The following is an 11,447-nucleotide window of genomic DNA, read 5'->3' as shown; positions in this document are numbered from 1 at the left end:
TCGTTCCTGGAGTCGCGCGCCGACCAGCAGGCCAGGGCGGCGGTCACCGCGCTCTCGCAGCTGCTCGACGCGGCCGGCTTCCGGCCCGCGGGGCCGCCGCCCGCGGGCGCCGGGCAGGACCGCGACGACTTCGGCGGCCCCGGCGGCGGCCCCGGCGCGCACAACCCACAGGTCAACCTGCCACCAGGCACCTACGGCCAGCGTCGCGAAGGCGACGGTCGCGTGCTCGGCCAGCGGCGCGTCCGCTACAGCTCGAGTGAACCGGTCCTGGCCTCGCCGAAGCTTCCGTCGAGCGTTCCTCTGAACACGCTGCTGACGGTCGGCTCGAAGGGCTCGAGCGGCCTGCAGTACCGCGTCTACGCACACCAGGATCCCGAGGACAGCGGCATCACCGTCGCGGCCGTCCCCCTGATCGAAGTCAACTCGACGCTGCACCGCCTGCTGCTCGTCGAGGCGCTCGTGATCGCGGGGGTGCTGCTGGCCCTCGGCGTCTCGGCGTGGTTCGTCGTGCGCCTCGGCCTGCGCCCGCTCAGCCGCATCGAGGTGACGGCCGGCCAGATCGCCGCCGGCGACCTCTCGCGGCGGGTCAGCCCAGCGACTCCGAAGACCGAGGTCGGCCGCCTCGGCATCGCGCTGAACGCGATGCTGGACCGCCTCGAGCAGGCCTTCGCGGCCCGCACCGCCAGCGAAGAGCGGCTGCGGCAGTTCCTCGCAGACGCCTCACACGAGCTGCGCACGCCGCTGGCCTCGATCCGCGGCTACGCCGAGCTGTTCCGCATGGGCGCGACGAGCGACCCGGAGGACATGGAGCGGTCGATGCGCCGCATCGAGGCCGAGGCGACGCGGATGGGCGTGCTCGTCGAGGACCTGCTGACGCTCGCGCGGCTGGACGAGATCCCGGAGGTCGAGAAGGCCGCGGTCGACCTCGGGCGCCTGGTCGCCGACGCCGCCGACGACGCGCGGGCGGTCGCGCCGGATCGCGCGGTGCGCGTGGAGGTCCGCGAGCCCGCGATCGTCCTCGGCGACGCCAACGGCCTGCGGCAGGTCGTGCTGAACCTCGTGCGCAACGCGCTCGTCCACACGCCGCCGGGCACGCCGCTGGAGCTGAGCGCGGGCGCGGCGGCGCCGGGCACCGTCGAGGTCGTCGTCCGCGACCACGGCCCCGGCCTGCCGACCGACGACCCCGACGCGCTCTTCCAGCGCTTCTGGCGCGCCGAGCACGACCGCGGCCGCGAGCGCGGCAAGGCCGGCGCGGGCCTCGGCCTGGCGATCGTCGCGGCGCTCGCCGCCGCCCACGGCGGCCGCGTCACCGCGGAGAACGCGCCGGGCGGGGGCGCGCGCTTCACGGTGACGCTGCCGGGCGCGGGCGACGGCGCGGGCGGTCAGGCCCGCGCGGCCTGCTCGGCCAGCGCGGCGTCGACCGCCGCGTCCCAGGTGCCGGCGACCTGCTCGGCGGCCGCCTCCTCCTGAGCGAGGATCGACATCGCCAGCAGCGCGGTCTCGCCGTCCCCGGCCCGGGCCGCGACGCGGCGCAGCAGCTCGTAGGCGCCGCACTCCAGCGCCTCGAAGGCGTAGGCGAACCCGGCGAGCTTGGCGGGCGTGTCGGGCTGGACCTTGAAGAAGCCGCCGAGGTTCAGCGCCCCGAGCCGCAGCGCGCCGGCCTGGAAGCGCGCGGGCTTGGCGTCGAGCGCGTCGAGGCGCTCGTCGATCCGGCGCTGCTGGTCCTTGGTCTCCTCGAGGTGCGCGGCGAAGACCCGCTTGAGCGCGTCGTCCCGCGCGATCCTCGGCCCGGTCTCGAGCATCTGCGTCGCCTGGGCCTCCAGCGCGTGGGCGTCGCGCAGGTACTTGACGACCTCGCCGCCGAGGTCCTCGGCGCCCTTCGCCGACAGCGACGCCTCCACCGCCTCGTCCCAGCGCTCGCCGATGCGCTCGGCCATCGCGCGCTCCTGGGCGCCGATCCGGCCGGCCAGCCGCACCACGTCCTCGTCGCCCAGGCGCCGGGCGATCCGCGACAGCAGCTCATAGGCCGCCAGCTCCATGTGCTCGTAGGAGTAGGCGTGCATCGCGAGCTTGCCGGGCGTGTCGGGGTTGAGCCTGGCGAACAGGAGCATCCCCCAGCCGCCGGCGCGGCCCGCCGCGTCCTTGACCGTCGACGGCTCGGCGCCGCGCGCCGCCAGCGCCTGGCGCACCAGCCGCTCGTGCTCGACGGTCTCGTCGCGATGCCGTCGGAAGATCGCGGCCAGGTCCGGGCCGCCGGCGATGCCCGGCGCCCGCTTCATCTGCTCCAGCGCCTGGACCTCTATGGCGTGGATGTCGGTGAGGTAGCTGACGAGCTGCTGGTGGTCGTCCATGCGCCAGGGCTCCCCGAATCGGCGGAGCGATACGCCGCCGGCGCCGGCGTCCGCGCGTGCGCCGGCTTGGTCGACCCGCTCAGGCCGATCGTCGACACCAGCGTGGCGACGACGAACGCGCCGATCGTCACGCGGCGCAGGCGCTCCGGGGTCATGAACGACCAGCCCCGCGTCTGGAGCCAGGCCCGCAGCCCGCCGGCCCCGGCCATCGCCGACATCGCACATCCCGCGCACATGCGCGAGACCTTATCTGAGATCGAGTCTCAAAGCGATCGCTCGGCCTTGGCGCGAGCAGCGCGTACCCGCCCAGCGGGCGCTCCTGGTCAGGCGAGTGACCGGCGCAGGGCCCGACGTCCTTCAAGGCCGTGCCCATGCACGCCGCGCCATCCCGAGCGGGTACGGCCTCCACCATGGCTTCGCAGACGACCGGGCAGTTCATCCTCGAGCACCTCGCCGACGAGTGGGGCGTCAAGCGCCTCTACGGCTATCCCGGCGACGGCATCAACGGGATCCTCGGCGGCTTCCACCAGGTGCAGGACCGGCTCGCCTTCACGCAGGTCCGCCACGAGGAGATCGCGGCCTTCGCCGCCACCGCGCACGCGAAGTTCACCGGCGAGGTCGGCGTCTGCCTGGCGACGTCGGGCCCCGGCGCGATCCACCTCCTCAACGGCCTCTACGACGCCAAGCTCGACCACCAGCCGGTGCTGGCGATCGTCGGCCAGCAGGCGCGGATGTCGTTGGGCTCCAACTACCAGCAGGAGGTCGACCTGACCACGCTCTTCAAGGACGTGGCCTCGGAGTTCGTCCAGACCTGCATGGTCCCCGAGCAGGCCGCGCTGCTGATCGACCGCGCGATGCGCATCGCCAAGGCGACCCGCTCCCCCACCTGCGTCATCGTCCCCAACGACGTCCAGGAGCTGCCCTACTCGGCGCCGCCGCGCGCGCACGGCGGGGTTCCCTCGTCGGCGGCCGCGATCCGCAAGCCGCGCGTGGTCCCCGACGACGTCGCCCTGCGCGAGGCGGCCGACGTCCTCAACGCCGGCGAGAAGGTCGCGATCCTCGTCGGCCAGGGCGCCAAGGGCGCGCTGGCCGAGATCACCCAGGTCGCCGACCTGCTCGGCGCCGGCGCCGCCCGCGCGCTCAACGGCCGCGCGGTCCTGCCCGACGACCGGCCGTGGGTCACCGGCTCGATCGGCCTGCTGGGCACCAAGCCCAGCTACGACCTCATGAACGGGTGCGACACCTTGTTGATGGTCGGCTCCTCGTTCCCCTACAGCGAGTGGCTGCCCGAGCCCGGCCAGGCGCGCGGCGTGCAGATCGACCTCGACGCCCGGCTGGTCGGCCTGCGCTACCCGATGGAGGTCAACCTCGTCGGCGACGCCGCCGACACGCTGCGCGCGCTGATCCCGCTGCTGGAGCGCAAGGCCGACCGCGCCTGGCGCGAGGAGGTCGAGGCCAACGTCGACCGCTGGTGGCGGGTCCTGGCCGAGCAGGCCCACCAGCCCGCCGACCCGATCAACCCGCAGCTGGTCTTCCACGAGCTGTCGGACCGCCTGCCCGACGGCGCGATCCTGACCGCCGACTCGGGCTCGGCCACCGACTGGTGGGCCCGCCACATCCGGGTCCGCGAGGGCATGCAGGCCGCGCTCTCCGGGACGTTGGCGACGATGTGCCCGGCCGTCCCCTATGCCTTGGCCGCGAAGTTCGCGCACCCCGACAAGCCGGTGATCGCCTCGATCGGCGACGGCGCGATGCAGATGCTCGGGATCAACGCGCTGATCGACGTCGCGCACTACGCCGAGCAGTGGTCCGACCAGCGCCTGGTCATCGCGGTCCTCAACAACCACGACCTCAACCAGGTCACCTGGGAGCAGCGGGTGATGAACGGCGACCCCAAGCTGAACGTCTCCCAGCAGCTGCCGGACTTCGACTACACCGGCTACGCGCAGCTGCTCGGCCTGCACGGCGAGCGCGTCGAGGACCCCGGCCTGATCGGCGACGCGTGGGACCGCGCGCTGGCCGCCGGCCGGCCCGCGCTGATCGAGTTCGTCACCGACCCCGAGGTCCCGCCGCTGCCGCCGCACATCCGCTTCGAGCAGGTCAAGGAGATCACGAGCGCGATCCGCGAGGGCGACGCCGCCGCGCCGCGGTTCATGAAGCAGTCGCTGCGGGGCAAGCTGTCGGAGGTCCTGACGCGATGACCGGGCCGCGCCGCGCGCTGCGCAACCTCCGGCGCGGCCGCGCGCAGCAGATGCTGGCGGCGGCGACCGCGGCCTCGGCGCTGCCGCTCGGCGTCGAGGTGTACGTCAACCACTTCGGCGGGTCGTTCGCCAACCGCTGGATGTGGTCGCCGGTCGCGCTGCTGCCCGCGCTGAGCGTCTCGGCCGCCGCCGCGGTGCGCTCGCCGCGCGCCGCCCGGACCGCGCTGCCCGCCACCGCCGCGCTGGTCTGCGCCAACGGCGCCTTCGGCACGTTCATGCACGGGCGCGGGATCGCCCGCAAGCCCGGCGGCTGGTCGGAGCCGACCTACAACCTGGTCCAGGGCCCGCCGCTGCTGGCGCCCGGGTCGTTGACGATGGTCGGCGGCCTCGGCCTGCTGGCCGCGCTGATGCGACGCGAGCGCTGGTGATGGCCGAGCCCTACCGGGACGCCGGCCACCTCCCCAAGCGGCGCCCCGACGGCCGGCCCGCGCCGCCCGACGAGCTGCCGCGCCAGCGGCGCGGCACCACGCCGCAGATGATCGGCCGCTACCCGGACTACGACATCCTCGACAACGCCGGGCACTGGGATCCGGTCACGCGCGAGGTCGTCCTCGCGCGCGTGGAGGACCCGCCGCCGCTGCGCTTCTTCGACGACCGCGAGGCCCGGACGCTGGGCGCGTTCCTGGACACCGTGCTGGCCCAGGACCGCGAGCCGCGCATCCCGGTGCTGCACATGGTCGACGCCAAGCTGGCCGACGGGAGGCTCGACGGCTACCGCTACGCCGACCTGCCCGAGGACCCCGAGACCTGGCGGCGCGTGGCGCGCGGCCTCGACGAGGCCGCCGGCGGCGACTTCGACGCGCTGCCCGACGAGCGCCGGCGCGCGCTGGCCCAGCGCTTCCGCGACGGCGAGCTGACCGGCGGCGTCTGGAACGACACCGACCCGTCGCGCGCCTGGAGCGTCGTCCTGCGCGCCGCGCTGGCGGCGTTCTACTCGCACCCGTGGGCGTGGAACGAGATCGGCTACGGCGGCCCGCGCTACCCCCGCGGCTACCTGCGGCTGGGCCCCGGCCAGGAGGAGCCCGACATGGCCGACGAGCGCTTCAGCCTCGACCCCGTGCCCGACACCCGTCAGCGGGGCCTGGAGTGAGGCGGCGCCCCAAGGACAACGACTCGCGGTACCTGCTGCACCCGCGACGCCGCGGGCTGCAGAACCTCGACCGCATGGCGTCCTACCGCGACGACGACGAGGTCGACCTCGCGATCGTCGGCGCCGGCGCGGGCGGCTGCACGCTGGCCCAGCGGCTGGCCCGGCGTGGGTGGCGGATCGTCGTGCTGGAGTCCGGACCGTTCTGGGATCCCGACCGTGACTGGGTCTCCGACGAGGCCGGCGCGCACCCGCTGTACTGGACGGCGTCGCGCGTGATCGGCGGCGAGGACCCGGTCGAGCTGGGCAAGAACAACTGCGGCCACGGCGTCGGCGGCTCGATGGTGCACTACGCCGGCTACGCGCCGCGCCTGCACCCCTCCGACTTCGCGACCCGCACGCGCGACGGCGTCGGCGCCGACTGGCCGATCGCCTACGCCGACCTCAAGCCCCACTACGAGCGCGTCGAGGCCGAGCTGCCGGTCTCCGGCCAGGACTGGCCGTGGGGCGACCCGCACAAGTACCCCTACAACGCCCATCCGGTCAGCGGCGGCGCGCAGCAGGCGATGCGCGGCGCGCGCGAGCTGGGCATCGAAATGCGCGTCGGCCCGGTCGCGATCCCCAACGGGGCGTTCGGCAACCGCCCGCACTGCATCTACCGCGGCTTCTGCCTGCAGGGCTGCAAGGTCAACGCCAAGGCCTCGCCCTTGATCACGCACCTGCCCGACGCGATCGAGCACGGCGCCGAGGTCCGCGCCGACAGCCATGTCGTACGGGTCGAGGTCGACGACGCGACCGGCCGCGCCACCGGCGTCACCTACGACCGCGACGGGCGGCTCCATCGGCAACGCGCGGCGGCGGTCGCCGTGTGCGGGTACTCGATCGAGACGCCGCGCCTGCTGTTGAACTCGACGAGCGCCCGGTTCCCGAACGGCCTCGCCAACGACCACGACCAGGTCGGCCGCTACATCATGGTCCAGGGCGCCCCGCAGGTCGCCGGCCGCTTTCCCGACCACCTGCACATGTACAAGGCGCCGCCGCCGGAGATCAGCTCCGAGCAGTTCTACGAGACCGAGGCGATGGACGGCTTCGCGCGCGGCTTCGCGATCCAGACCGTCGGGCCGCAGCCGATCGCGTGGGCCGAGCACGTGCTCGCCGACGGCCACTGGGGCCAGGCGCTGCGCGAGTACATGCGCGACTACAACCACTGGTTCACGCTCGGGGTGCTGAGCGAGTTGTTGCCCTTGCCCGACAACCGCGTGACGCTCGCGGACGACGTCGATGCCCATGACATGCCGGTCGCGCGCCTGGACTACACCCAGTGCGAGAACGACCGCGCCAACATCGCGGCGGCCAAGCGCACGCTGCACGCGATCTGGGAGGCCGCGGGCGCCCAGGACGTGCTGACGATCGACCGCTACGCCCACCTCGTCGGCGGCTGCCGGATGGGCACGTCGCCCGAGGACTCGGTCGTCGACGCCGACCACCGCGCGTGGGGCGTGGAGAACCTGCTCATCGCCGACGGCAGCGTGCTGCCCACCCAGGGCTCGGCCAACCCGGCGCTGACGATCATGGCGCTGGCCTCGCGTCTGGCCGACCGGCTGACGGGCCGGCGATGAGCGTCCCGATCGCCGAGCACGCGCTGATCGGCAACAAGCGCACCGCGGCGCTCGTGGCCGCCGACGGGTCGATCGACTGGCACTGCCCGCAGGCCTTCGACGGCCCCAGCGTCTTCGCGTCGCTGCTGGACGCCGAGCGCGGCGGCGCGTTCGCGCTGGCGCCCGTCGCCCCCGCGCTCGTGCGGCGCGCCTACGTGCGGGACACCAACGTGCTCCGGACGACGTTCGAGACCGCCGAGGGCACGGTCCGCGTGACCGACGCCATGGCCTTGATGAGCCCCAGCGCGTTGGACTACAACCAGATCGTGCGCCGCGTCGACGGCCTGAGCGGGCGCGTGCCGATGCGCTGGTCGGTGCACCCGCGCTTGCGCTACGGGCGGCGCGACGCCGAGTGCCGGCCGATCGGCGACCACGCCGCGGCGTTCGCCGACGACGGCCTCACGCTGTCCTTCCAGGCCTTCGGCGCCGGGCCGATCGCGCTGGAGGGCGGCGCCGCGCGCGGCGCGTTTGACTGCGGCGCGGGCGATGTCGCGGTCTTCACGCTGGGCAGCTGCGACGTCGGGCCGATCCAGCTGGCCCGCGCCGAGACGCTGCTGGAGCGCGTCGACCGGACCGCCGAGCACTGGCGCCGCTGGGTGGCGCCGCTGGACGTCGCCGGCCCGTGGCGGGACGTCCTCGTCCGCTCGGCGCTGGCGCTGGACCTGATGGTCGACTCGGCGACCTGCGCGATCGTCGCGGCGCCGACGCTCGGCCTGCCCGAGCGCCTCGGCGGCGACCGCAACTACGACTACCGCTACGCGTGGCTGCGCGACACGAACCTGACGCTGGAGGCGATGCTGCGCCTCGGCCTGGCCGAGCAGGTCCACGCGTCGCTGCGCTGGACGTTCGAGGCGATCGAGCACGCCCGCCCGCGCCTGCGGCCGATGCACCGCCTCGACGGGCGCGCGACGCTGCCCGACGGCGAGCTGGACCTCGCGGGCTACGCGGGCTCCCGGCCGGTCCTGCTCGGCAACCGCGCCACCGACCAGCTCCAGCTCAGCACCTACGGCGACATCTTCGACATGGTGTTCAAGTACGTGTCGGCGGGCAACGTCCTGACCGGCAGCGCCGCGACGACGCTCGCCGAGCTGGCCGACTTCGTCTGCCTGGTCTGGGAGCGCCCGGACTCCGGCATCTGGGAGCTGCCCGAGCCGCGCCGGTTCACCCAGAGCACGCTGGCCTGCCACCTCGCGCTGCGCCGCGCGCTGGCGCTGGCGCGTGACGGGCACGTCCCCGACGCCACCGCCGGCCGGTGGGAGGACGCGCGGCGCGCGATCGAGCGCCACGTGCGCACACGCTGCTGGAGCGCGCGGCGCCGGGCCTACACCATGGCCGCCGACGACGACCGCCTGGACGCCGCCGTCCTGCTGTCGGCGCGCGGGGCGCTGCCGCCCGACGACGAGCGCGAGCGGCTGTCGAGCACGGTCGACGCGATCCGCGCCGAGCTGGGCGCGGGCGGGCCGCTGCTGCACCGCAACGCGCGGCTGCGCGACCAGGAGGGCGACGGCGCGTTCCTGGCCTGCTCGTTCTGGATGGCCGAGGCGCTGGCGCGCTGCGGACGCCTGGAGGAGGCCGAGCTGACGCTGGAGGCGCTGTTCGCCCTGGCCAACGACGTCGGCCTCTACGGCGAGGAGATCGACCCGGCGACCGGCGCGTTCCTGGGCAACTTCCCGCAGGCCCTGACCCACCTGGCGCTCGTCAACGCGGTCGCCGCCTGCCGCGACGCGGGCGCCTCGTCCCCGACCCCGACCACGACCACGGAGGAGCACTGACCATGGCATCCGAGGAGATCGTCGTCGTCACCGGCGCGTCGAGCGGCATCGGCCGCGCCACCGTGCGGCGCTTCGCCGGCCCGGGCGTCGCGCTGGCGCTGATCGCGCGCGGGCGCGAGGGCCTGGAGGGCGCGCGGCGCGAGGTCGAGCAGGCCGGCGGCCGCGCGCTCGTGCTGCCGCTGGACGTCGGCGACGCCGAGGCCGTCGACGCCGCCGCCCAGGCCGTCGAGGACGCGCTGGGCCCGATCGACATCTGGATCAACAGCGCGATGGCCACCGTCTTCGCGTTCCTGGAGGACGTCAGCCCCGACGAGTTCCGGCGCGCCACCGAGACCACGTACTTCGGGTCGATCTGGGGCATCCAGGCCGCGCTGAAGCGGATGCGCCGGCGCGACCGCGGCACGATCGTCCAGGTCGGCTCGGCGATGGCCTACCAGGGCATCCCGCTGCAGGCGCCCTACTGCGGCGCCAAGCACGGCGTCCAGGGCGTCTTCGAGTCGCTGCGCTGCGAGCTGCGCCACCAGCGCTCCGACGTCCACCTGACGACCGTCCAGCTGCCCGGCGTCAACACGCCGCAGTTCCAGCACGCCCGCAACCGGTTCCCGACCCGGTCGATCCCGGTCGCGCCCTACTACCAGCCCGAGGTCGCCGCCGACGCGATCCACTGGGCCGCCCACCACCGTCGCCGCGAGGTCTGGGTCGGCGTCCCGACCGTCTACACGATCTGGGGCAACCGGCTGGCGCCGTGGCCGGCCGAGCGCTACCTGGCCCGGACCGCGGTCGGTGGCCAGCTGACCGACACGCCGCTCGATCCGGACCGTCCCGACAACCTCTACGGGCCGCCGCCCGGCGACGCCGGCGCGCACGGGCCCTACGACGAGCAGGCGCATCCGCGCAGCCTCCAGGCCGCGCTGGCCCGGCACCGTCGCGCCGCCGTGGCGGCGTTCGCGGCCGCGGGCGCCGCCGGCGCCGCCGTGGCGGCCGGCGCCTTCACCCGCAACGGGGGATGACGGACCACCCGCCACGCGAGGACCGTTCTCGCCATGACCGCCTCCCATCAGACCGTTCGCCTCCAAGCGGGATCGCACGAGGGACCGGCGGGCGGCGTGTGCGTGATGGAGCTCGCGTCGATGCTGTCGGGCGAGCGCTTCTCCGACCGGCCGGCGTGCGTGTCGTCGGTGGTCGCGGCGCTGCTGCGCGGCTACAACGACGGCCTGGACAGCGAGCGCCGGCAGACGCTCAAGCGCTTCGCGGCGGACGCCGTCGGCACCGCCGACGACGACGTCTCGGAGCGGACGCGCCGTCGGATCGCCGCCCAGGGCATCGGCGCCGCGATCGCCGAGCACGGGCCGCGCCACCTCCTCGCGCGCACGTACGTCGTGCTGTTCCCCTACCACGCCGCGCGCGGCCGGGCGCGGCACGTCGCCGCGAGCGACGACGACGCGCTGCACGAGCGCCTGTGCACGGCGTTCGACGGCCTCATGGCCGCCGGGCCGGGCGACCCCGTGCCGGTCACGCCGGCAGCGCCCGGACCTCCGCGGTCGTCCCCCGCTCCCCGATCCGCGGGACGATCCGGCTGAGCGTGTGCTCGTGGGCGACGGCGCCGGCGCGCCGACGACGCCGGCCACGCCCACCAGCGCCGTGCCCCCGAGGTCCAGCGGCCGCGGGCCGTAGGTGTCGCGAGACCGCGATGATCGAGGAGTTGACCGGGTTGAGGATCGCGCCGAGCGGCATCGGCGCCGGCAGGCGGCGGTCGAAGGCCTCCTCGCTCACCGCTCCTCGATCCGCGTCAGCAGCTCCAGGGCCTGCAGGATCGTCCCGCGCTCGGCCTCGGTGAAGCGCTCGGCGAACCGCACGGCCAGCCACTCCTCGCGGGTCCGGCGGTGGCCGGCGACGTAGGCGTGCGCCGCGTCGGTCAGCGCGATCAGCTGCCGCCGCCCGTCGGTCGGGTCCGGGCGCCGGTCGACCATCTCCCGCTCCCGCAGCGCCGCGACCGTCGCGGCCATCGACTGCGGGCGCACGCCCTCGGCGACGGCCAGGTCGCTGGTGCCCGCCGGGCCGTCGTGCATCAGCCGGCTGAGGACCGAGGTCTGCGACGGCGTCAGGTCCGTCGTCCCCGCGACGCGGCGCAGCGTGCGACGCAGGCGCGTGAGGCAGACGCGCAGCTCGTGGGCGGCGCGGACGGCGGTGGGCGGGACGGCGGGCGGGTCGGACATGGCGGACGGTCCTTCAGATCAACTGTACAGTTTGAACTGTACAAACCTCCCCGGCCGCCGCCCGCGACGGCGCGCCTCCGCCTGGTGTCGTGATTCATTCAT

The 11,447-nt window shown here is 74.7% G+C and carries 10 protein-coding genes; 8 read left to right on the top strand and 2 right to left on the bottom strand.

Annotated features, from left to right (window positions below):
* Positions 1–1,470: HAMP domain-containing sensor histidine kinase (locus VFG42_RS01505; RefSeq protein ID WP_324904499.1), on the top strand; the 1,470-nt coding region annotated here is incomplete at its 5' end.
* On the opposite strand, the gene VFG42_RS01500 is transcribed toward VFG42_RS01505, so the two are convergent.
* Entirely contained in the window at positions 1,383–2,351 is a 969-nt protein-coding gene (locus VFG42_RS01500) for a ferritin-like domain-containing protein (RefSeq protein ID WP_324904497.1), read from the bottom strand. The two genes, VFG42_RS01505 and VFG42_RS01500, sit on opposite strands and share 88 nt — an antisense overlap.
* Before the next feature lie 410 nt (positions 2,352–2,761).
* Here VFG42_RS01500 and VFG42_RS01495 point away from each other — a divergent pair, with 410 nt between their 5' ends.
* Genes VFG42_RS01495 through VFG42_RS01465 form a run of 7 tightly spaced genes read left to right on the top strand, consistent with a single transcriptional unit; the run spans position 2,762 to position 10,709 of the window.
* Positions 2,762–4,552 (top strand): thiamine pyrophosphate-requiring protein, encoded by a 1,791-nt coding sequence (locus tag VFG42_RS01495; protein ID WP_324904495.1) that lies wholly within the window; start codon positions 2,762–2,764, stop codon positions 4,550–4,552.
* Positions 4,549–4,980: a hypothetical protein gene (locus VFG42_RS01490; RefSeq protein WP_324904493.1), complete on the top strand. Its 432-nt coding sequence runs from the start codon at positions 4,549–4,551 to the stop codon at positions 4,978–4,980. The genes VFG42_RS01495 and VFG42_RS01490 overlap by 4 nt, the downstream gene beginning before the upstream one ends.
* Positions 4,980–5,702 (top strand): gluconate 2-dehydrogenase subunit 3 family protein, encoded by a 723-nt coding sequence (locus VFG42_RS01485; protein WP_324904491.1) that lies wholly within the window; start codon positions 4,980–4,982, stop codon positions 5,700–5,702. The genes VFG42_RS01490 and VFG42_RS01485 overlap by 1 nt, the downstream gene beginning before the upstream one ends.
* Positions 5,699–7,318 (top strand): GMC family oxidoreductase, encoded by a 1,620-nt coding sequence (locus VFG42_RS01480; RefSeq protein WP_324904489.1) that lies wholly within the window; start codon positions 5,699–5,701, stop codon positions 7,316–7,318. The genes VFG42_RS01485 and VFG42_RS01480 overlap by 4 nt, the downstream gene beginning before the upstream one ends.
* A complete protein-coding gene (locus VFG42_RS01475) occupies positions 7,315–9,129 on the top strand; it encodes a glycoside hydrolase family 15 protein (protein ID WP_324904486.1) in 1,815 nt (604 codons plus the stop codon). The genes VFG42_RS01480 and VFG42_RS01475 overlap by 4 nt, the downstream gene beginning before the upstream one ends.
* A 2-nt stretch (positions 9,130–9,131) precedes the next feature.
* Complete coding sequence (locus VFG42_RS01470; protein WP_324904484.1) at positions 9,132–10,139, top strand: SDR family oxidoreductase; 1,008 nt, start codon at positions 9,132–9,134, stop codon at positions 10,137–10,139.
* 33 nt (positions 10,140–10,172) lie between these two features.
* Entirely contained in the window at positions 10,173–10,709 is a 537-nt protein-coding gene (locus tag VFG42_RS01465) for a hypothetical protein (RefSeq protein ID WP_324904482.1), read from the top strand.
* Between the two features lie 189 nt (positions 10,710–10,898).
* Here the strand turns inward: VFG42_RS01465 and VFG42_RS01460 are convergent, their stop codons facing one another.
* Positions 10,899–11,345 carry a MarR family winged helix-turn-helix transcriptional regulator gene (locus tag VFG42_RS01460; protein ID WP_324904480.1) on the bottom strand — a complete coding sequence of 149 codons (447 nt, stop codon included), beginning with the start codon at positions 11,343–11,345 and terminating at the stop codon, positions 10,899–10,901.
* Positions 11,346–11,447: the final 102 nt, after the last annotated feature.

Origin of the sequence: Baekduia sp. (assembly GCF_035685985.1) — a bacterium.
Classification (GTDB): Bacteria; Actinomycetota; Thermoleophilia; order Solirubrobacterales; family Solirubrobacteraceae; genus Baekduia.
The sequence above is the reverse complement of the archived record's forward strand: the minus strand, read 5'-3'. Positions and strand labels throughout refer to the sequence as shown.

Excerpts from the sequence above, each read along its gene's own strand:
- VFG42_RS01470 (WP_324904484.1), top strand. The coding sequence starts at position 9,132 with ATGGCATCCGAGGAGATCGTCGTCGTCACCGGCGCGTCGAGCGGCATC.
- VFG42_RS01485 (WP_324904491.1), top strand. The coding sequence starts at position 4,980 with ATGGCCGAGCCCTACCGGGACGCCGGCCACCTCCCCAAGCGGCGCCCC.
- VFG42_RS01500 (WP_324904497.1), bottom strand. The coding sequence starts at position 2,351 with ATGGACGACCACCAGCAGCTCGTCAGCTACCTCACCGACATCCACGCC.
- VFG42_RS01490 (WP_324904493.1), top strand. The coding sequence starts at position 4,549 with ATGACCGGGCCGCGCCGCGCGCTGCGCAACCTCCGGCGCGGCCGCGCG.
- VFG42_RS01475 (WP_324904486.1), top strand. The coding sequence starts at position 7,315 with ATGAGCGTCCCGATCGCCGAGCACGCGCTGATCGGCAACAAGCGCACC.
- VFG42_RS01460 (WP_324904480.1), bottom strand. The coding sequence starts at position 11,345 with ATGTCCGACCCGCCCGCCGTCCCGCCCACCGCCGTCCGCGCCGCCCAC.
- VFG42_RS01495 (WP_324904495.1), top strand. The coding sequence starts at position 2,762 with ATGGCTTCGCAGACGACCGGGCAGTTCATCCTCGAGCACCTCGCCGAC.
- VFG42_RS01465 (WP_324904482.1), top strand. The coding sequence starts at position 10,173 with ATGACCGCCTCCCATCAGACCGTTCGCCTCCAAGCGGGATCGCACGAG.